The sequence below is a fragment of the Alishewanella sp. BS5-314 genome, assembly GCF_025377695.1.
Classification (GTDB): domain Bacteria; phylum Pseudomonadota; class Gammaproteobacteria; order Enterobacterales; family Alteromonadaceae; genus Alishewanella; species Alishewanella aestuarii.
Genome location: NZ_JACEHJ010000002.1, coordinates 401,132 through 422,294, shown reverse-complemented (window position 1 = coordinate 422,294; position 21,163 = coordinate 401,132). Strand labels below are relative to the sequence as shown.

The 21,163-nt window shown below is 53.1% G+C and carries 18 protein-coding genes; 14 read left to right on the top strand and 4 right to left on the bottom strand.

The annotated features are described in order from the left end of the window. Nucleotides 1–62: 62 nt before the first annotated feature. Both fadJ and fadI read right to left on the bottom strand, forming a co-directional pair. Nucleotides 63–2,201, bottom strand: a complete 2,139-nt coding sequence (gene fadJ, locus H1D31_RS06465; RefSeq protein ID WP_261257072.1) for a fatty acid oxidation complex subunit alpha FadJ — start codon at nucleotides 2,199–2,201, stop codon at nucleotides 63–65. After that, a complete protein-coding gene (gene fadI / locus H1D31_RS06460) occupies nucleotides 2,201–3,511 on the bottom strand; it encodes an acetyl-CoA C-acyltransferase FadI (RefSeq protein ID WP_008610116.1) in 1,311 nt (436 codons plus the stop codon). Before fadI ends, fadJ begins: the two co-directional genes overlap by 1 nt. Before the next feature lie 223 nt (nucleotides 3,512–3,734). Here fadI and H1D31_RS06455 point away from each other — a divergent pair, with 223 nt between their 5' ends. The 8 genes from H1D31_RS06455 to H1D31_RS06420 all read left to right on the top strand — a co-directional run bounded on the left by H1D31_RS06455 (nucleotide 3,735) and on the right by H1D31_RS06420 (nucleotide 13,725). Further along, complete coding sequence (locus H1D31_RS06455) at nucleotides 3,735–4,688, top strand: AAA family ATPase (RefSeq protein WP_008610115.1); 954 nt, start codon at nucleotides 3,735–3,737, stop codon at nucleotides 4,686–4,688. A gap of 1 nt (nucleotide 4,689) precedes the next feature. Next, complete coding sequence (locus H1D31_RS06450) at nucleotides 4,690–5,634, top strand: DUF58 domain-containing protein (RefSeq protein ID WP_261257068.1); 945 nt, start codon at nucleotides 4,690–4,692, stop codon at nucleotides 5,632–5,634. Next, entirely contained in the window at nucleotides 5,627–6,151 is a 525-nt protein-coding gene (locus tag H1D31_RS06445) for a DUF4381 domain-containing protein (protein WP_261257066.1), read from the top strand. The genes H1D31_RS06450 and H1D31_RS06445 overlap by 8 nt, the downstream gene beginning before the upstream one ends. Then, a complete protein-coding gene (locus tag H1D31_RS06440; RefSeq protein WP_261257064.1) occupies nucleotides 6,138–7,124 on the top strand; it encodes a vWA domain-containing protein in 987 nt (328 codons plus the stop codon). The genes H1D31_RS06445 and H1D31_RS06440 overlap by 14 nt, the downstream gene beginning before the upstream one ends. Beyond that, nucleotides 7,114–8,946, top strand: coding sequence for a VWA domain-containing protein (locus H1D31_RS06435; protein WP_261257062.1), 1,833 nt, complete (start codon nucleotides 7,114–7,116; stop codon nucleotides 8,944–8,946). Before H1D31_RS06440 ends, H1D31_RS06435 begins: the two co-directional genes overlap by 11 nt. Continuing rightward, the gene (locus tag H1D31_RS06430; RefSeq protein WP_261257060.1) at nucleotides 8,940–10,598 is read left to right on the top strand and encodes a BatD family protein; all 1,659 of its coding nucleotides are present in this window, start codon (nucleotides 8,940–8,942) and stop codon (nucleotides 10,596–10,598) included. The genes H1D31_RS06435 and H1D31_RS06430 overlap by 7 nt, the downstream gene beginning before the upstream one ends. Nucleotides 10,599–10,907: 309 nt before the next feature. Next, nucleotides 10,908–12,401, top strand: a complete 1,494-nt coding sequence (putP, locus tag H1D31_RS06425) for a sodium/proline symporter PutP (RefSeq protein WP_065955997.1) — start codon at nucleotides 10,908–10,910, stop codon at nucleotides 12,399–12,401. A 97-nt stretch (nucleotides 12,402–12,498) separates the two neighbouring features. Continuing rightward, entirely contained in the window at nucleotides 12,499–13,725 is a 1,227-nt protein-coding gene (locus H1D31_RS06420) for an EAL and HDOD domain-containing protein (protein WP_261257057.1), read from the top strand. A 34-nt stretch (nucleotides 13,726–13,759) separates the two neighbouring features. Here the strand turns inward: H1D31_RS06420 and H1D31_RS06415 are convergent, their stop codons facing one another. Further along, nucleotides 13,760–14,065, bottom strand: coding sequence for a ComEA family DNA-binding protein (locus tag H1D31_RS06415; protein ID WP_065956019.1), 306 nt, complete (start codon nucleotides 14,063–14,065; stop codon nucleotides 13,760–13,762). 271 nt (nucleotides 14,066–14,336) lie between these two features. On the opposite strand from H1D31_RS06415, the gene H1D31_RS06410 reads away from it, so the two are divergent. From H1D31_RS06410 to H1D31_RS06385, 6 genes are all read left to right on the top strand, one after another. Then, complete coding sequence (locus tag H1D31_RS06410; RefSeq protein ID WP_261257053.1) at nucleotides 14,337–14,828, top strand: glycine zipper 2TM domain-containing protein; 492 nt, start codon at nucleotides 14,337–14,339, stop codon at nucleotides 14,826–14,828. Nucleotides 14,829–14,873: 45 nt separating this feature from the next. Next, on the top strand, nucleotides 14,874–15,215 hold the full coding sequence (locus tag H1D31_RS06405) for a PepSY domain-containing protein (RefSeq protein ID WP_261257051.1): 342 nt from the start codon (nucleotides 14,874–14,876) through the stop codon (nucleotides 15,213–15,215). A gap of 2 nt (nucleotides 15,216–15,217) precedes the next feature. Then, the gene (locus H1D31_RS06400) at nucleotides 15,218–15,895 is read left to right on the top strand and encodes a response regulator transcription factor (RefSeq protein ID WP_065955995.1); all 678 of its coding nucleotides are present in this window, start codon (nucleotides 15,218–15,220) and stop codon (nucleotides 15,893–15,895) included. A gap of 1 nt (nucleotide 15,896) precedes the next feature. After that, nucleotides 15,897–17,216 carry an ATP-binding protein gene (locus H1D31_RS06395; protein ID WP_261257047.1) on the top strand — a complete coding sequence of 440 codons (1,320 nt, stop codon included), beginning with the start codon at nucleotides 15,897–15,899 and terminating at the stop codon, nucleotides 17,214–17,216. A gap of 58 nt (nucleotides 17,217–17,274) precedes the next feature. After that, on the top strand, nucleotides 17,275–17,640 hold the full coding sequence (gene folX / locus H1D31_RS06390; protein WP_261257045.1) for a dihydroneopterin triphosphate 2'-epimerase: 366 nt from the start codon (nucleotides 17,275–17,277) through the stop codon (nucleotides 17,638–17,640). A gap of 92 nt (nucleotides 17,641–17,732) precedes the next feature. Continuing rightward, entirely contained in the window at nucleotides 17,733–18,614 is an 882-nt protein-coding gene (locus tag H1D31_RS06385) for a TIGR01777 family oxidoreductase (protein ID WP_261257043.1), read from the top strand. Nucleotides 18,615–18,676: 62 nt separating this feature from the next. Here H1D31_RS06385 and H1D31_RS06380 read toward each other — a convergent pair whose 3' ends face one another. Then, the gene (locus tag H1D31_RS06380; RefSeq protein ID WP_261257041.1) at nucleotides 18,677–21,163 is read right to left on the bottom strand and encodes an ABC transporter permease; all 2,487 of its coding nucleotides are present in this window, start codon (nucleotides 21,161–21,163) and stop codon (nucleotides 18,677–18,679) included.

Below are 21,163 nucleotides of genomic sequence, written 5' to 3'. Positions count from 1 at the left end.
TTGCATTTTTAGCCAAAATGCAAAAAGGGCCCGCAGGCCCTTTGCTAAGCGTAATATCGCCCTTATTGCGGATAGAACCGCTCGCCCTCTGTTGCCATTTTCAGCAAGGTATCGCACGGCGTAAAGCGGCTACCAAAGCGGCTTTCCAGCTGGCGTAAGGTCGCCACCAGATTATTGACACCCAGCTTATCGATATAGCGGAACGGACCACCTAGGAATGGCGGGAAACCGATACCAAAGATGGCACCAATATCCCCATCCCGGGCCGAGGCAATAATGCCCTCTTCCAGACAGCGCACGGCTTCATTCAGCATTTGCGCGGTACAGCGGCTGGCAATGTCTTCACCATTTAGCGCCGGCGCCGGTGTTACACCCAGCACCGCATACACCGACTCATCAACCAGCTTCTTACCTTTTTTCGCCGCCTTACCGTAAAGGTAAAACCCTTTTTCGGTTTTCTTGCCTTTACGGCCATCGGCCAGCAGTTTGTCAAAGGCGGCAGGCGCGGCAAAGCGCTCACCGAGCTCAGCCGTTAAAATCGGAGAAATTTTGGCGCCAACATCAATACCCACTTCATCCAGCAGCGTCACCGGGCCGACCGGGAAGCCGAATTTGACCAGCGCTCGGTCAATTTTCTCTACCGGCTCACCGGCAAGCAGAATATTGGCCGCTTCATTCATATACAGCGCCAGAATGCGGTTAACGTAGAAACCGGCACCGTCTTTGACCACGATCGGCGTTTTGCCTTGCTTACGGGCGAAAGCAACCGTAGTAGCGATGGTCTCCGCAGAGGTTTTGTCATGCGCAATGACTTCTACCAGCGGCATTTTATCTACCGGTGAGAAGTAATGCAGACCGATCACATTTTCCGGCCGCGCTGCCTTTTCGGCAATTTTGTGAATAGGTAACGAACTGGTATTGCTGGCAAAGATGGTATGCTCCGCACAGTGCTGTTCAATATCAGCCACCATTTGCTGCTTTAAGCTCAGGTCTTCAAATACCGCCTCAACCACGATATCGACATCATGGAAACCACTGTAATCGGTGGTGCCGGTGATTAACATCAGCTGCTTTTGCATCTCGGCCTTGCTGATAAAGCGCTTTTTGTACTTTTTATTCAGAATATCAAAGCTGTATTTCAGCGCATTATTGATGCCCTGCTCAGCGATATCTTTGATCCGTACCGCTACGCCGGCCTTAGTGGCGCTGACATTCGCAATACCGCCGCCCATCAGACCGCCGCCCAGTACTGCGGCTTTACGTACTTTACGCGGTTTAGCATCACCGGCACCGCTTTCTTTCTTCATCTGGGTGGTAGCAAAGAAAATACTGCGCAGTGCCGCCGACTCTGACGTCATACAAAGCTGCCCGAAGGCTTTGGCCTCTGCCGCCAAGCCTTTTTGATAGCCCTGTTCGACGCCGGTTTGAATCACTTCAATAATCCGCAGGGCAGCAGGATAATTGCCCTGGGTTTTCTTCAGCGTTTGTTTTAGTGCCTGGGAGAACACCAGTTTTCGGCCCGGTCCAGTATTTTCCAGCAGTTTATCCAGCAGGCTCTGCTTTTTTGCTTCGCGCCGGGGTTTACCGGCCAGTGCTTTTTTCACTGCCGCATCCAGCAGAATGCTCTCTGGCACCACTTCATCCACCAGGCCTAGCTTTTTCGCCTGGGCCGCACGCAATTGCTTCCCCGTCAGGATCATATCCAGCGCTTTTTGCACGCCAACTAACTTCGGTAAACGCTGGGTACCACCACTGCCGGGTAACAAGCCCAGCTGTACTTCCGGCAAACCCAACACGGTTTTCGGGCTGCTGCTGGCAACCCGGGCATGACAGGCCAGTGCCAGCTCCAGACCACCACCTAAGCAAGGCCCATGAATTGCGGCCACCAGCGGTAAGCGCAATTGCTCCAACCGGTCAAACATTTGTTGTCCCATCGCAGCAATGGTTTCAGCCTGCTCTGCCGTCTGACAGGCATCAAGCATGCTGATATCGGCACCGGCAATAAAGGAATCTTTTTTGCCACTGATAAAGACCACGCCTTTTAAGGTACTGTCGTTAGCCAGCTGTTTCAGCATGGCATCAATTTCATCGGCAAACGAGGCTTTCAGGACATTCATGCTTTCACCCGGAATATCCATGGTGATCACGGCCACCTTGTCATCGCGGATGCTTAAGCTAAAGCTGCTTACTGTGTCAGTCATTATTCGGTCTCCACAATCATCGCTGCGCCTAAACCGCCGGCGGCGCAGGCAGTGGTCAGGCCGATGCCACCACCACGACGTTTTAATTCATTCAGGGTTTGCACTATTAAGCGGGTGCCGGTCGCGGCAAAGGGGTGGCCATAAGCCAGTGAACCACCGTTGACGTTAAATTTGTCCATATCAATTTCGCCAATGGCTTCGCTGCGGCCCAGCTTTTCTTCAGCAAATTTACGGCTACCAAACATCTTCATATTGGCCAGCGCCTGCGCAGCGAAGGCTTCATGCATTTCAATCAGCGTCAGATCCGACAGTTTCATCCCGGCGCGATCCAGCGCGATCGGCGTGGCATAAGACGGGCCCATCAGCATATCTTCATGTACGCCAATGGCCGAAAAGGCGTAGCTGCGCAGATAACCCAAAGGGGTATAGCCCAGCGCCTTGGCGCGGCCTTCGGTCATCATCAGTACTGCAGAAGCACCATCGGTCAGCGGCGTACTGTTTGCCGCCGTTACAGAGCCATGCACCCGGTCAAATACCGGCTTTAATTTGGCGTAAGAGTCGAGCTTCGACTCCATCCGGATATTATTATCGATCTTTAAATAGCGGCTGTACGGCTCAACATAGGCGGTCATCACCTCATCGGCCAGCTTGCCGGCTTGCCAGGCGGCTGCAGCCAGGGTGTGCGAGCGGTGTGCCATTTCATCCTGCGCCGCCCGGCTGATACCATGGCTTTTCGCCATTTGTTCAGCCGTATCGCCCATTGACAGGCCGGTGCTGTATTCTGCTACCGCTGGTGGAACCGGCAGTAAGTCTTTCAGGCCCAGACGGCGGAAAATTGCCAGTTTCTGGCCCAGGGTTTTAGCTTTATTGACATCGACCAGGGCGCGCGCCAGTTTCTTGCTCACGCCAATAGGTAAGACTGAGCTGGAGTCAGCGCCACCGGCAATGGCGATCTGAGTGACACCGGCCAGCATGGATTCGGCAACACTGACTACCGACTGAAAACTGGTGGCACAGGCCCGGGTGACGCTAAAAGCATCGGTATGCACCTGCATGCCGGTACCCAGCACGATTTCACGGGCGATATTTGGCGCCTCTGGCATCTGCACCACCTGGCCATACACCACCTGCTCTACCAGCGCCGGATCAAGTTCGGCACGGATCAGTAATTCATTCACCACCAGTTTTCCCAGATCCAGAGCCGAGACACCATGAAACTCGGTCGCTTGTTTGGCAAAGGGGGTACGAAGCCCGGACACGATTGCAATACGCTCACCGTCACGGGTTCTCAGGTTGATAGGGGCTGCCATAGTTATCCTCTTGTTTTATGCTGGCCTGATTACAGGTCTGACCTCTGACTTTTGATTGTAACCACAGTCCGGCGAAATTAAAACAGTTGTTTTAAAACTCTTGTTTTAGCGCTTGTATTAGCCATGCGGGAACCTTATAAATAACGGCAGGTCCTAATTTGGCGTTTGCCCGCAGAAAGCGGTCAAAAATCAACCACTTCTTAATAATAAGACAGAAATCATCATGGTACAGGCTTTTGCGTCATTAAAATCTTATCTGGATAGCCAGGTGCTGGGTCAACCGGCACTGACCGAAGGCATCTTGCTGGCTTTACTGGCCAATGGCCATCTGCTGGTAGAGGGGCCGCCGGGTTTGGCGAAAACCCGCGCAGTGAATGCACTGGCACAGGGTGTAGAAGCAGAGTTTCACCGTATACAGTTTACCCCTGATTTATTGCCTGCTGATCTGACCGGTACCGATATCTACCGGCCGGAAACCGGCGCCTTTGCCTTTCAATCCGGCCCGTTGTTTCATAATTTAATTCTGGCGGATGAAATTAACCGGGCACCCGCCAAGGTACAGTCTGCGCTGCTGGAAGCGATGGCAGAGAAACAGGTCACAGTGGGTCGCAATACATACAAACTGCCGGAGCTGTTTCTGGTGATGGCGACACAAAACCCGCTGGAGCAGGAAGGTACCTACCCGCTGCCGGAAGCCCAGCTTGACCGCTTTTTATTGCATTTAAAGGTTGATTACCCGGATAGTGCGACCGAGCTGGAGATCCTGCGCTTAACCCGCGCCGAGGCCCGCCATGAAACACCGGTTAAAGCGGCCCCCATCAGTCAGGCGGATATTTTCGCTGCCCGCCAGCAGGTACTAAAGCTGCATCTGGCAGAGAGCCTGGAGCACTATATGGTGCAACTGGTGATGGCCACCCGCCAACCGGCGGCGTACAGCGACAAACTGGCCAGCTATATCAGCTATGGTGCCAGCCCGCGGGCGACCATAGCACTGGATCGTTGCGCCCGCGCCCGTGCCTGGCTGGCGGGTCGTGATTTTGTTACGCCGGAAGATATTCAGGCGGTATTTCATAATGTGCTGCGCCATCGCCTGATCCTGACCTATGCGGCAGAAGCCGAGGGGATCAGCACTGATCAGGTGCTGACCGAGGTCCTGCAGCGGGTGGCAGTGCCCTAAGATGAGCGAACTGGCTTTTGATGCACAGCGCTGGCTTAGCAGCTTGCACGCCAACGGTTATCAGCTGGGCTTGCCGGAGCTGCTGTGGTATCAGCACCATACCCGGTTACTGGATCTAAGCCCCGGCCAGCAGGTACATAGCAAGCTGGCCGGCAGTTATCTGGCGCGCAGCAAAGGCCGCGGCATGGAGTTTGATGAAGTGCGACACTATCAGGTGGGTGACGATGTGCGCGCTATTGACTGGCGGGTAACGGCCCGCACCGGACGGGTCCATACTAAATTATTCCGTGAAGAGCGCGAGCGCCCGGTGTTTTTGCTGACAGAGCTGACCGAGTCCATGCGCTTTGGCTCCAGCCTGCTGTTAAAATCCGTGCAGGCGGCGCATCTGGCGGCCCTGTTGGCCTGGCATTGCAAAGCCAATGGCGACAAACTGGGTGGCCTGGTGTTCAGTGAACAGCAGCATGTACTGTTAAAACCCCTGGGCAGAAGCCGTGGTGTGTTACGCTATTTGCAGGCGCTGCTGGATGTGCATCAGCAAAGCCACAGCAATCAGGGCATGGCCCTGAGCACAGCGCTGGCAGAGCTAAGACGGCTGCTGCGCCCGGGCAGCCTGCTCTATATTTTGTCCGATTTTGCCAGCCTGGATGCTGAGGCGTTACGCCATTTGCAGGTATTATCGCAGCATAATGAAATTCACTGTTGTCAGCTCAGTGATCCGCTGGAGTTACAGCTGCCATCAGAGTTGCAGGGCGAGGCGCTGGTCAGTGCCGCTCAGGCATTAAAAGTGGTGCAGTTTAATTCGCAGCTAAAACAGCGCTATCAACAGCAACAACAACAAGCGCTGGCGACAGCCAAGCACAGCGTGTTACAACTGGGCTGCAAATGGCTGACGCTAAGCAGTGCCAGCCCGCTGTTAAGCCAACTGGCTGGGGTCTATCATGACTGAGCCAACACAATTATTGGCGTTACTGGCCGATATTGACGAACCGGCGTTAAGCGAGAGCTTCGCGCTGGCGCCCGGTCACTGGCTGCTGTTACTCCTGCTAGTAGTCGCCTGCTTATTTGCGCTCACTATTGCGCTGCGTTACTGGCGGTTTCAGCGCCCGAAGCGGCTGGCCAGACGCCTTTGGCAGGAGCTAGATGTCTCTGATCCGACAATGCCGGCCCAGCTGAATCAACTGCTCAAACGCCTACTCAAGGCTTATGCACCGCGGCATCCGTTGTTAACCGCCGATACCGGGAGCTGGCAACAGCACTGGCAGAGTCAGCTACCCGCCCCGCTGCAGTTACCGCCGTTACAGCCACTGTTATATCAGGCGCCAACGCAGCACACCGCGCTGGAGCGCCAGCAGTTGTATCAGTGTGGTGGTGTCTTTATCCAGCGCTTTAACGGCCGCTTGTATCAGCAAGCCGCCAGCCCAGCTACCGGCCCGGATACAGGAGTTGACCATGCTGGAGCTTAGTTATCCCTGGCTGTTACTGGCACTGCCACTCCCCTGGCTGGTGCCCAAAGCCCGCCAGCTAAGCGGCAGTGCGCTAAAGCTGCCGGCCCTGGCGAAATTAGGGCAGGCGCATAGCACTGGCGCCACAGCGCCAATCAGTGTGCGTCTGTTGCTGCTATTAACCTGGGTCCTGCTGGTGCTAGGCGCCAGCCAGCCACGCTGGCTGGGTGAGCCGGTAACCCTGCCACAGCAAGGGCGCGAACTGATGCTGGCGTTAGATCTGTCCGGTTCGATGGATATTCAGGATATGGAGTTAAATGGCCAGCGCATGACCCGGCTGGATGCGATGAAAATGGTGCTGCGCGATTTTATTGCAAAGCGCCAGGGCGATCGGATTGGCCTGATCCTGTTTGCAGATGCCGCCTATCAACAAACACCGCTCACCTTTGATCTGGCGACGGTACAGCAGTTTCTCGACGATGCCGTGATGGGACTGGTTGGCCAGCGGACCGCCATTGGCGAGGCGATCGGCCTTACCGTAAAACGGCTGAATGCCTACCCGTCCAGCAACAAAGTGTTAATTCTACTCAGTGACGGCGCCAACAACTCCGGCGAGATCCAGCCCCGCGAAGCCTTACAACTGGCGCAAGCGGCCGGGATCCGCATCCATACTGTCGGCCTGGGTGCTGAACAGATGGTACAACAGAGTATTTTCGGACAGCGTATTATCAACCCTTCACATGATTTAGACGAAGCGTTATTACGTGAGGTAGCCGAGCAGACCGGGGGCCGCTATTTCCGCGCCCGCAGTCCGGCAGAGCTGCGGCAAATTTATCAGTTACTGGATCAGTTGGAACCGATAGAACGTGAGCAGCTCACCTACCGGCCCCAGCTTAGCTTGCTGCACTATCCGCTGGCGCTGGCTTTGCTCTGTAGCTTTTATCTGGCGCTGCGGCGAGTTGATTGGGCAGGAGTAAAAAACCGTGTGGTCTGAGTTACATCTACTACGTCCATTCTGGCTACTGGCCCTGCTACCAGCGCTGTTACTCTGGCTGCTGCTGTACCGGCACCGCCAGCAACCAGGGCTTTGGCATAATCTGATTGCCCGGCATTTACAACCCGTGGTATTGCTGGGGGAACAATTACAAAAACGCCAGCCGTTTGCCCTGCCCTTGCTGGCACTTTGCTGGCTGTTGGCCGTGCTGGCATTAAGTGGCCCAAGCTGGCAGAAACTGCCGCAACCGGCACTAACCGTCAAACAAGCGACAGTGCTGATTATGGATATGTCACTGTCGATGCGCGCCACCGATCTGGTGCCGGATCGCCTGACGCAGCAAAGATTTAAAGCGCTGGATTTTATTGATAAATTACGCGAAGGCGAACTGGCATTGATTAGCTATGCTGCCGATGCCTTTGTGATTTCGCCGCTGACACCGGATCACAACAACATCCGCCTGCAAGTGCCCAATTTGCGCCCGGAGCTGATGCCGGGTCAGGGTTCTAATGTGCTGGCTGCGTTGGAGCTGGCCGATCAACTGTTAACCCAGGCTGGCTTCGCCAGTGGCGAAGTGATTTTATTTACTGACGGTTTTGAGGCGCAAAGTTTTCATGCGCTGCAGCAACTGCTTAACCGTTATCCACACCGGTTGTCCGTGTTGGCATTTGGCTCTGCTGAGGGCGCAGTGGTAAGGCTGGAAAACGGTGAGCTGTTAAAAGATCGTCAGGGTGGCGTAGTAGTACCACGAGTACCGCTACAACAACTGGCGGTGCTGGCCCGTCAGGGTGGCGGTCAATTCCGGCAAGCCGTCGCTGATAACAGCGATCTGGAGGCGCTGGTGCAGGCACTACGCAACCCACAGGCCAGTAAAGGCGAGACGCCGATATTAAGCGGCGATGTCTGGCAGGATGGCGCAGTTTATCTGGTCTGGTTATTGTTACCGCTGGCGCTTTGGCTTGGCCGGCGCGCCGCGGTATTAATGCTGTGTTTGCTAATCTATATCCCGCCGGCCGATGCCAACAGTTGGCAGCAGCTGTGGCAAACCCAACAGCAACGCGCACAGCAGGCCTATCAACAGGGTGACTATGCCAGAGCCAGAGAGCAGTTTCAGGACCCACTGTGGCAAGGTAATGCGGCCTACCGCGCCGGTGATTATCAGCAGGCAGAGCAAGCCTACCGCCAGGCGATTGCGCAGGGTGAAAACGCCAGTCTGTGGCACAACCTTGGCAATACGCTGGCACTGCAGCAAGAGCTGGAGCAGGCACTGTCGGCTTTTCAGCGCGCCTCTGAGCTGGATCCGGAGCATAGCGCTGCACGGCAAAACGCCGAACTGATGCAGCAATTGTTACAGCAGCAAGCTGAGCAACAGGCTCAGCAGCAGCAAGAGCAGCAAGAGCAGCAAGAGCAGCAAGAGCAGCAAGAGCAACAATCATCGGATAGCAGCGAATCATCAACAGAAAATGCCTCGCAAAATGCTAAAGAGAATGCTGAAGAACAAACAGATAATGCACAGCAATCGGCTCAAAGTGCTGAGCAAGGCCCCCCGGACGAGTCCGAGCCACAGCAAACGGATGCTAACAGGGCGCAACAGGCTGAGGCTCAGTTAGAGCCAGCACAAGCTGATACGCAGGATACTGCGGCACAAGCTGTTATTAATGAGCCCTGGCCTAATGCGACACCGGAACAACAACAAGAGCTGGAAAATCTGCTGCGCAAAGTACAGGACGATCCCGGCGTCCTGCTTAGAAACCGCATGCTGCTCGAATATCAAAAACGTCGTCACAGCCTACCCCCGCAAGGAGCTCAACAAGAATGGTAAGCCGTTTTCTTAGTTTGCTGCTGTTATTACTGCCGCTGTCGGCCGCGCAGGCCTTTAGCAGCCTGAGCAGCAGTATCGACAAAAACCCGGCCATGCTGGGGGAAGCCATTACCCTGACAGTAAGCGCTGATGGGCGTTTTGCCGCCGATGCCATAGATTTTCGGGTACTGGAGCAAGACTTCAGGGTTATGCTGCCGTCGGTAAGTCAAAGTACTCAGGTGATCAACGGCGTAACACAGCATAACACCAGCTGGAGTGTCTCACTGTTTGCCAGTAATACCGGTAGTTACCGGATCCCGGCCTTTGAATTAAATGGCGTGCGTTCCGAGCCAATTGAACTGACCATTATCGAAAGCAGTCAGGCGAAAAACCGGCGCGACCTGTTTCTGGAAGCGAAATTAGTCGGTTACCCCTCCGCCTATGTGCAGCAAATGTTGTATTACGACGTGGTGATCTACTTTAGTGGCGACTTGCAACGCGGCAATCTGACGGAGCCGGCACTGGAAGGTGCCGAAATTCAGCGCCTGGGCCCGGATACCGAAGGCACCGCCCTGATTGACGGCGTGCGTTACCGCACCATTACCCGTCGCTATTTGTTGATCCCACAGCGCAGCGGTGACTTTGTCATAGCCCCGCCACTTTTTACCGGTGAAATGATAGAGCGTAATCCAGAGCGTTTTAACTACTTCTCGCGCAGTAAAACCGTAATGGCCGAAGCGGAGCCAGTGCAGCTGGAAGTGAAACCACAACCGGAAAACTTCCCGGGCCGCTGGCTGATTGCCGGCCTGGTGACGCTAACCGAAGAATGGCAACCGGATAGTCAACAGCTAAAAGCCGGTGAGCCAGTGACCCGGACTATTACCCTTTCGGCCGTCGATGTCGCCGCGAATCAGCTGCCGGATCTGGACCAGCAACTGCCCGCCTCATTGCGGGCCTATCAGGAACAGCCACAAAGCCGCGGTGCTGAGCGTAGCGGCCGGCAGGTGGCGCAAAAAGTCTTTACCAGTGCCCTGATTGCCAGTAATGAAGGCGAGTTAGTCTTACCTGAAGTGCGTCTGCCATGGTGGAATAGCCAGACCAACCGGCTGGAATATGCGGTGTTGCCAGCCCGTGCGCTGCAGGTAACCGGGAATGCCCAACCGACGATGTCGCTGCCAACGCTAAGCAGCCCAGAATTGCTGCCAGTAATAGCTGCCAACAGCCCCTGGCAATGGAATTATCTGAGCACGGTATTGTTAGCCGCCTGGCTGCTGAGCACTGTGGCATTATGCTGGCTGTGGCTTGGACGCCGTATGCTGCGCGCTAACAATCAAGCTGGCAATCAAACGGACAACCCCAATACCGTCGCGGTCGATGCCGGTAAGCATGCCTTTAAACAGGCCTGTAACAATAATTCCCCGAAAAAGGCAGAGCAGACATTACTGCGTCTGGCCGCCGGCGCCTATCCGCCGGCATGCCGCTCGCTGGGTGAGCTTGCCGCTAAAGTGAGTGATCCGGCATTAAAAGCAGAGATTCGAAAGCTGGAGCAGGTGTTGTACAGCCCGCAAACCGAGAGTTGGCAAGGTGAGGCGCTGTATCAGGCCTGGTTAAAGCGCAAAGCTAGCCATACTTCGCAGCGTGCGGTTCAGCTACAGCCGCTATACCCTGATTAAAAGGCCTGATTAAACATTCTATTTAAAAGGCCTGGTTAAAAGGCCGGAATAACAGCATAGATTCGGCAGATCCCACAATCAACAAGGCGGGCTGGTGGCAAAGCACTAGCCAGCCCGCCGTCATCTTGTTAGCATTTACCCTAAGCTGAACTAAGACTAAAGGCTGCAGTTACCGCTCTCAGTCTTAGTCTGGCTGAATTTATTATGATTTGACCTTTGCTGACGCGTTCTGGCCGAAGTCAGCCATAGTTATAGACGTCAGCAAAGGTCAGCTCGTTTTATAACAACGTACAATAACAGGAGCTTCGTTTGGAAACTGCCACTCTCTTTTCGCTCGCCCTCTATTTTCTGGCGATGATCGCAATCGGGCTTTATGCCTACCGTACCACCGATAATGATGTCTCAGGCTATATGCTGGGTGGACGTAAGTTAAGCCCCAGTGTCACCGCCCTTTCGGCCGGCGCCTCTGATATGAGCGGCTGGATGCTGATGGGCCTGCCTGGTGCTATGTACCTGTCCGGTTTAAGCAGTACCTGGATCGCCGTCGGGTTATTGATTGGCGCCTATCTTAACTATTTAATAGTGGCACCGCGGCTGCGGGTTTACACCGAGCTGGCGCAGGATGCCATTACCATTCCGGATTATTTTGAAAAACGCTTTGAAGATCGCACCCGTTTGCTGCGTTTAGTCTCATCGCTGGTGATTATTGTGTTCTTTACACTCTACACCTCATCCGGCGTGGTGGGCGGCGGTAAGCTGTTTGAAAGCTCTTTTGGCTTTGATTATGAGCTGGGGCTGTTCGTTACTGCCGGCGTGGTCGTGATCTACACCCTGATTGGCGGCTTTCTGGCGGTAAGTTTGACCGATTTTGTGCAAGGCTGTCTGATGTTTATCGCGCTGGTGTTAGTACCGGTGGTCGCGATTGATCATCTGGGTGGCCTTGGCGAAGTCAATCAGATTGTCAGTACCATCAATCCGGATCTGTTAAGTTGGGTTGGCGCCAGCTCAGCACTGGCGATTATCTCGGCGCTGTCCTGGGGCCTGGGTTATTTCGGCCAGCCGCATATTATTGTCCGTTTTATGGCCATTCGCTCAGTAAAAGATATTAAAGTGGCGCGGCGCATCGGTATGAGCTGGATGCTGGTAACCATCGTTGGTGCCGTGATGACCGGTTTTGTCGGTATTGCCTATGTTGCAAAAACCGAGATGACACTGCAAGACCCGGAAACAATCTTTATTATCTTCTCCCAGTTTTTGTTTCACCCGCTGATCAGCGGCTTCTTACTGGCGGCGATCCTCGCAGCGATTATGAGTACCATCTCCTCCCAGTTGCTGGTTACCTCCAGCTCACTGACCGAAGATTTCTATAAAACCTTTGTCAAACGTGATGCGTCACAGGCAGAGCTGGTGGTTATTGGCCGCTTATCAGTGCTGGCCGTCGCCATCGTCGCCATCGTGCTGGCATTTGATCGTAACAGCTCAGTGCTGCAACTGGTCAGCAATGCCTGGGCAGGGTTTGGTGCTGCCTTTGGCCCGCTGATTATCCTGAGCCTGTACTGGCAACGGATGACATTTGCCGGCGCCCTCAGTGGTATTGTGGTTGGCGCCCTAACGGTCTTGTTCTGGATCTATGCACCACTCACCATCAATGGTTTGCCACTGAGTCAATGGCTGTATGAGATTGTGCCTGGCGTGATCTTCAGTACGCTGGCGATTGTGCTGGTTAGTTTGCTGACAAAGACCCCGGCACCGTCAATTCTGCAACTCTTTGCCAAAATGCAGCAGGAAGTCAAAAAGCGCTAACAGGGTATATTAACAGCTGCTAGAATACCGGTTATCAATCTGACGGGCCTGATAAAATTTCAGGCCCTTGCTGATGTTTGCCGGAGAAGTGTTGCCTATGTATTTTTACGCCGCGCGCCAACCTATCTTAGATCGCAATAAAGTACTGTTTGGATACGAACTGTTATTCCGGGATGGTGTAGAAAATGCTTTCCCGAATATTGACGGCGACGAAGCCACCTCCAAGATGGTAGAAGGTAGCCAACTCAGTTTTGGTCTGGATGACTTTCTTGGCGACAAACCCGGTTTTATCAATTTCACGCTGGAAACCTTGCTAAAAAAATACCCCAGCATGCTACCCAAAGAACAGGTGGTGGTCGAAGTGCTGGAAACCATTCAGCCCGGCAAACGCTTACTGGCCGAATGTCAGCACTTAAAAGAACAAGGCTATACCCTGGCGCTGGATGATTACGAACATAAAAATGTCTGGCGGCACTTTTACCCTTATATTGATATTATTAAAATCGATATCCGCAGTACCAATGCCGAGCAAATCGAACAGATTAAACAGGCAATTGCAGATTTTCCGCACATTAAGTTACTGGCAGAAAAAGTCGAAACCAACGCCGAATTTCAGCAGGCGCTGGCTCAGGGCTTTAGCTACTTTCAGGGCTACTTTTTTTCCAAGCCAGAAATGCTGCAAACCCGGGCGCTTTCCCCCTCGCAATTGGCGCTGGCGGAACTGTTATATGAAACCTCTCAAGCTGATATGGACCTTGCCAGGATCACCGAAATCTTTAAACGGGATGTAACCCTGTCCTATAAATTACTGCGATACAGTAACTCGGCGATTTTCCGGCGCCGGGCAGAAGTCGAAACCATCAAACAAGCGCTGATTGTATTGGGTCAGGCCGAGTTAAAGAAGTTCCTGTCGCTGTTGTTTACCGCGCAAATCAGTAGTGATAAGCCCGCCGAGTTAATGCGCCTATCTATGACGCGGGCAAATTTTGCTGAAGGTTTGGCCGGTCTGTCTGGTCGGGTGTCACAGGACAAAGCCTATTTAACCGGCATGATGTCACTGATGGATGCGATCCTGGATGAGCCGATCAGCAATGTGATGGAAAAGCTGCCACTGGCTAATGAGATCAAAGCTGCACTGATCGAAAAAACCGGTGAACTGGCCGGCTTTATCCGCCTGATTGAATGTTATGAGAATGCCAGCTGGCCACAGGCAACAATCCTCATTGAAAAGCTCAGGCTGCCTGCGGATAAGATCCCGGATGTCTACCATCAAGCGGTGCAATGGGCGAACGAACAAATGAAAGCTTTAGGCGAAATCGCCTAAAGTTAGGGCGTGTGTTAAACACGCCCTGAGCTGCTTACTCAAAACTGACGTATTCAGCCACCTTCGCAGCCAGTTTGTCGCCGATCCCCTTAACTTTGGTTAGCTCGGCCTGGCTTTTAATCTCGCCATGCTCACTGATATGGTCCAGGATGGCCTGAGCCTTAACCTTACCCAAACCGGGGATAGCAGTGAGTTGTTCAACACTGGCCTGATTCAGCTTTAACTTAGTTGAAGCTTCAGCCGTCGCTCTGGTCAACGTCTGTCCACTTGTATTGGCCAGCGTATAATTGGCACCCAGTACTAATGCTGCCAGCATGGCAGAGAGCACAAGCTTTTTCATCTGATGTTTCCTCCCGAAACAGTCAGGCACGCGGCTGACTTGCTCGCTACAGCCGTTGAGTAAACCTGCGGGGTTGGCGGACACCGCACAGCTACCCGGGCGACACACCTGCTTACCTGACACAAAGATACCAACCAAAAATAAAACTAGCACGCAAAATAAAATTTGCAAATTTTTAATAAAAAATACACAAAATAAGTTTTGAAACATTCAGCAACAATTAAGACACCCCCCTCTAAGCTATGGGTAAAGCTGAAATCGGAGGTGGCCGATGAAAAAACTCTGTTATTTTGCGCTGACCAGTACCCTATTGTGGTCAGCAGCTACGCAAGCCCACGGTCGGCACGAGTATGGACGGGTCACCGAGGTGGTGCCGGTATATAGTCAGGTCCCGGTTCGACAAGCCAGTACGCATTGCACCCCGGTCTATCGCGAACAACGCGATTCGGCAACGCCGGCAATTGTTGGTGCTATTGTCGGCGGTGCGCTCGGTCATGCTGTTGGCAGTAACAAAACCAATAAGAGAATTGGTCTGGTTGCCGGTGCAGCGCTTGGCGGCAGTGTCGGTCATGATATATCAAAACGTGATCACTATTACGAAGATTGCCGTACGCGTCATAATTCAGTACATTACAGACAGGTACTGGAAGGCTATCAGGTCACCTATAAATATCGGGGGCGGTATTATCAAACCTTTACCGAGCAACACCCCGGCAGAAGCATTCCTCTGGTAGTCAGTGCCAGGCCGGCCTATCGCTATTAATGTTGTTGCTATGCGCCAGGTATCGGCTTGTTGTTGGAGAGTGAAATGAAATTTTATATAACCCTATTCCTGCTTGGTCTGTTCAGTTTGTCCTGCTACGGCCAGACAGAACCGAGAAAGGAACAGAACAGGCAGACTGAGCTGCGAAAAGAGCAGTTCCGGCAAACTGAACTCAGGAAAGAGCAGAACCGGCAGGCGGCGCAACCGGCAAGCCGTGAAGTGTCAAAAGAGCAGGCTACGCGACTGGCGCAACAGCGCTATCCGGGTCGGGTATTAAAAGTACAGGCGGACAACCGTCATTACCGGGTCAGGGTAATGCAATCGGATGGTCGGGTCGTTAATGTGGTGGTAGACGGTCAGAATGGCCGGGTGCAAAGGGAAGAATAAGCATGCGGGTATTAGTAGTAGAAGACGAGAGCCTACTGGCCGATCAAATTAAAAGTCAGCTTTTACAACAACAGTTTAGCGTTGATCTCGCTGGAGATGGCGCCGATGGTTGGTTCAAGTTATCAGAGTATCCTTATGATCTCGCTATCATTGACCTCGGTTTGCCAAAACTGGATGGCCTATCCTTAATCCGTAAGGCACGTAAGCAGGAAATTAAGACCCCCATTATCATTTTAACCGCCCGCGGCAGCTGGCAAGAAAAGGTAGAAGGCCTGGATGCCGGTGCCGATGATTATCTGACCAAACCTTTTCATAATGAAGAATTACTGGCGCGTTGTAATGCCTTGATCCGCCGCGCAGCCGGGCAGCCCGACCCACTCTTGCGCTCTGGCCCTATTTCTCTGAATAGCCGTACCCAGCAAGTTTGGCTGGCTGATGATGAAGTCAGTCTGACCGCATACGAATACAAAGTGCTGGAATATTTTATGCTGAACCCAGCCAAAGTCATTTCCAAAACAGAACTGACGGAACATATCTATGATCAGGACTTCGATCTGGACAGTAACGTGATTGAGGTTTTTGTCCTCAGACTGCGGAAAAAACTCGACCCTGAGGGCGAGCTGAAACCCATAGAGACGCTGCGCGGACGTGGTTATCGCTTTAATCTAGCTGTTGAATAGCATGCTGGTATTACCGCTAAAGTTACGCCAGGGCCTGGTCAGCGCTGTACTCTTGCTGTTGTTACTACCCAGTTCGTTTCTGGCCATTGAGCAAGCTTTCTACCGGCAACTGTTGACCAATGCTGAGCAAAAAATGGAAGTGCATATGTACTCCATTTTGTCAGAACTTAATTTGATCAACGGCAAAATTGAGCTCAATAACAATACCCTGGCGCCGGATTTTTACCGGCCAGATTCGGGCTTAACTGCTTATGTCAGCGAAGATCAGCTGCTGTTATGGCAGTCAGATTCCTCGCTGAATCAGGATTTCGAGTTACCGGTCATCGAACTGGTTCCGGGCCAGCATATTTTTTATACCTCAGAGCAACAGCAACAGAAATATCAGATCCTGAGTATTGCCTTTTTGTTTGACACCGGAGACAGTGCCAAGCCGCTGGCCATACATATCGTGCAGGATGAGCAGCTGTTGCTGGCACCCCACATCAGTTTTCGTAACACCTTGCTAAAATGGTTTATCGGCATTGGTGCCGGTTTATCCCTGCTCAGTATCCTGGCCTATTATTGGACGACACGGCCGCTAACCCGGTTGGATTTTGAGATCCGGCAATTGGAAAAAGGTCGCCAGGATCATCTGACCGGAAATTACCCGTCTGAGCTGCGCGGTATCAAAGAAGATCTTAACCTGTTGCTGGCCAACCAGAACCGCCAGAAACAGCGTTACCGTAATCACTTAAGTGATCTGGCGCATGCGCTAAAAACGCCGGTTGCTGTATTACGTACTTCGCCATTAGCGCAACAGCCGGAATTAAAAGAGCAGATCGATCGGATCACCGCCATGATCGAACACCAATTGAAAAAAGCCAGCAGTTCGGGCCAGGATATCTGGAAAAAACAAACACCGGTGTTACCGCTGGCAGATAAAGTCAGTAATGCGCTGCGAAAAATCTATCGTGATAAGGACTGCCAGATTGATATCCAGTGTGAGCCAACCACTTTTTTCCGGGGTGATGAAACAGATTTAATGGAAATGTTGGGCAACCTGCTCGATAACGCCTGTAAAGCCTGTCGGCGCCAGGTTAAGCTGACGGTGCAACCACACCCCTTTAGCCTGACTATTGAAGACGATGGCCCAGGTATAGCGCCGGAGCGTCGAAAAGAGTTGTTTCAGCGCGGGATCCGGCTGGATACTTATCAGGAAGGACATGGTGTAGGGCTGTCGATTGTCGCTGAGCTGGTGAATTCCTATTCCGGCATGATTAATGTCAGTGAAAGTTCGCTTGGTGGCGCTTCCTTTACCCTGAGCTTTCCGGCGGACAGCTAGCTGATCGAAAAGCGCGAGCCGTACGTAAAGCTTTGCAAATTAACTGAAGGAATTTGTTATGGCGCTTAACCCTGCCACCATTCGTATTAAAAATCTGCGGCTACGCACCTATATTGGCATTAACGATGACGAGATTAAGAATAAGCAGGATGTCGTGGTCAATGTGCGGATCCAATATCATGCTGATGCCGCCGCCAGTAGCGATCAGATGGATAATGCTCTGAATTATCGTACTATTACCAAACAAATTATCAGTCTGGTTGAATCCAACCGCTTTTATCTGCTGGAAAAACTCACTGCCGAAGTGCTGGCGCTGGCCAGTGCCCATAGCAGCGTGATCTTTGCCGAAGTCGAAGTCGATAAACCTCATGCGCTACGTTTTGCAGACTCGGTATCGCTGATGCTTTCCATCAACAAGGCATAAACTGGGGCGTACAGCCGGCAGCTGTCATATCCAGCCCGCAGGGGCTACACTATTCAGATACTGCACCACTTGACCCGACAGGAGGCTTGACGATGCGGATCCTAATTACCGGCGGCACCGGTCTGATCGGCAGTGCCTTAGTTAAGCACTGGCAAGCTCAGCATCAACTGACAATACTAAGCCGTACCGCGCGCACTGACACAGAGCAGGTACGCTATCGCCAACAGCTCTCCGATATTGATCTGAACCAGATTGATGCCATTGTTAATCTGGCCGGTGAACCTATCGCCGACAAAAGATGGTCTGCCGCGCAGAAAGCCCGGATCTGTGATAGCCGCTGGCAACTGACTGAACAACTGGTGCAGGCGCTCAACTCGGTAAGCCATCCTCCCAAAATACTGATCAGCGGCTCCGCCATTGGCTTTTATGGTCGCCAGGGGGAGCAGGAAATCGACGAAGACTATCAGGCGTTTTTCCCGGAGTTCAGCCATGACATCTGTGCCCGTTGGGAAAATCTGGCGATGCAGGCCAGTAGTCCGCAAACCCGGGTATGCCTGCTCAGAACAGGCGTAGTATTAGCGGCAAAAGGTGGCGCGCTGAAGAAAATGTTGCCGCCCTTTAAGCTGGGGTTGGGTGGCAAAATTGGCTCCGGCGAGCAATATATGTCGTGGATCCATCTGGATGATATGGTGGCGTTAATTGATTTTATTCTGCATAACGACAATCTGAGCGGCCCGGTTAACGCCGTTGCCCCCAAGCCAGTGACCAATGCGGTATTTAGTGCCGAGCTGGCAAAACGTCTGCACCGCCCTGCACTGCTGCCGATGCCGGCACCTGTGCTAAAGCTGTTGTTTGGGGAAATGTCGGATATCTTGCTGTACGGCCAACGGGTCGTGCCAAAACGCTTGCTCGAGGCCGGCTTTCAGTTTCGCTATCCACAATTGTCTCAGGCTCTTAACGCCCTGGCGCTTTGAGTTAACACCGCTCTAGTCGCAGGCGATACGCAGCGCCCGGCTCTGTGCCGGGCGCGCTGTTATCAACTTTGAATAACCCGTCGGATCAAGACGGCACCGGGAATATTTAACAATTTACGCAATTGCCACCAGCCCAGTAATGACACCAGAATAGCGCCACTCAAAGGCCCTAACCACCACAGTGCATAGTGCGGACTAAATGGCAAATCAAACAGACGCTGTTGTAAGGTCAATAATAAGACTTCTGCCAGCACCGTTGCCAGGATACCCGCCAAAGCACCGAGAAAGGTGAACTCCAGCAACAAAGCATTACGCAAAAAGGGATAACGGGCCCCCAGAGTGCGTAAGATAGCCAACTCCTGCTCCCGCTGTTCCAGAGTAGCCTGCACCTGAGCGACCAATACCAATATTGCCGATAAACCAATAATAATCAGGATAAAGCTTAAGGCCAGGGTTACCTGGGCAATAATATCCTGCACCTGACGGATAATGGCTTCAACACTGATCACTGTGACCGTTGGCATCAGACGTGATAACTGATTGATTACGGTATACCGCTCCGACTCCAGATAGAACGCCGTGATATAGCTGGCAGGAAAACCGGCCAGCAGATCAGGACTAAGAATCATATAAAAGTTCGGTTGTAAGCTATTCCAGTCGACCTGACGGATACTGGTCACTTCAGCCCGCACCGGCTGGCCACCAATGGAAAAATGCAGGGTATCACCCAGTTTCAATCCCAAACGCTCCGACAGCTCCGACTCGACCGACACCTCTGCCTTTGTCTGCTGGCTAAACCACTGGCCAGCTATCACTTTATTGGCCGGGGGTAACTGTTCCAGCCAGGTCAGATTCAACTCGCGGCCGATACCGGTGCGCTGCTGGCTGCGATCATCTTTGGTGGCTTCTTCGCGAAACACCTGTTCATTGAGCTGAACCAGCCGGCCCCGCACCACAGGGTAAAACGTATCCGTTTGCAACTGATGCTCGGCCGCGAACTCAGACAGCTCAGTACGCTGCGCCTCACTCAGATTAACCAGAAAGTGGTTTGGCGCGCCGGGCGGGATCTGCTGTTGCCACTGACCAATTAACTCAGCCCGCACAAAATACAGTAACAAGGCTAAGAACAATGCCAGCGTAAAGGTAATCAGTTGGAAGCTATTGGCCCACAGTCGGCGCCGCAAATTGGCCAGTGCCAGCTTACCTGCGCTACTTTGGCCAGCGGCAACAGGTTTGGCTGCTTTAACCATTAACACGGCAATACCAAGCAGTACCGCCACAAAGACCGCGCAGATCAGGAACAAGCCCAGACTGATAAACCAGTCAGCGGCAAACAGCCACATCAGGCCATAAACCGCGACAGCACCGGTAACCAGCTGTAACTTATCGATAGTCAGTGGCGCCAGAGGTTGTTTTAGCACCTGAATAGCTGGTGTCACCGTTAAGCGCCACAGCGGCCGGGCCGCGAACAGCAACGCACAAGCGATACAGGTCAGAGCCCCCAGCCATAGCGGCCGAAAACTGAATTCTGGTCTGAAATCACCAATATAAAAGCGGATCCCCTGCTCCACAGCAACTAATATCAGTTGGCCGGCGACTAAGCCTAACAGCAGGCTAAAGAGTACGACCAGGATTAGATGGCTAAAGTAAATCAATCTTACCTGCGCTGTTGTCGCGCCCAGCGCCTTAATAATGGCCACCGCCTGAGCATGGCGCTGGCTATAACGCCCGGCGGCAACCGCCGCCGCGCAGGCTGCCAGCACTATGCCCAGTAAACCGGCAAGTAATAAAAAACGCTCGGCCCGATCCAGGGCACTGCCCAGCGCCGATTGCTCATCACGATCGCGCCAGCGTTGATGCACTGTCAGCAAAGGGCTAACCTCTTGCTGAAACCGCTCGAGCTGACTATTCGTACCTGCAAACAGGTAGCGGTAGCCGATGCGGCTGCCAGGCTGCACTATGTCAGTGGCGGCCACGTCCTCTAAATGCATCAACACCCGCGGATTACCACCGAACACACTTAACGGCGCATCCGGCTCATTGACGATGACACCAGCCACCGTTAAGCGGCTATTCCCCAGCTCCAGCTGCTCGCCCAGCGCTACCTGCAACAAATCAAATAAACGGGCTTCCAGATAGAGCTCGCCAGGGTTTAGCTCAGCCACGGGGCCAGTAGTGACACTTTGCGAACGATGCAGGATCAGCTCTCCGCGCAATGGATAGTCGCCACTTACCGCCTTGATGGTCGCAAGCTGCATCTGACTGCTACTAAACAGCATGGAATCAAATTGCATTTGTTGCGCCACGCCTAAGCCCATATCTTTTGCCAGCGCGAGGATGCGGGGGTCGAAGGGTTGGCTGGAGCCTAACACCCGATCAGCGGCGATAAAATGGGCACTGCGTTGCTCCAACGCTGATTTAACACTTTGCGTTATGCCACTTAAACTCACCACTGAGAATACTGCCAAAAAGAGCGCAAAGGCGATAACCCAGAGTTCGCCGCGTTTCAGTTCGCGCCAGAACAGACGCCAGGCAATAGCGGTCGCCAT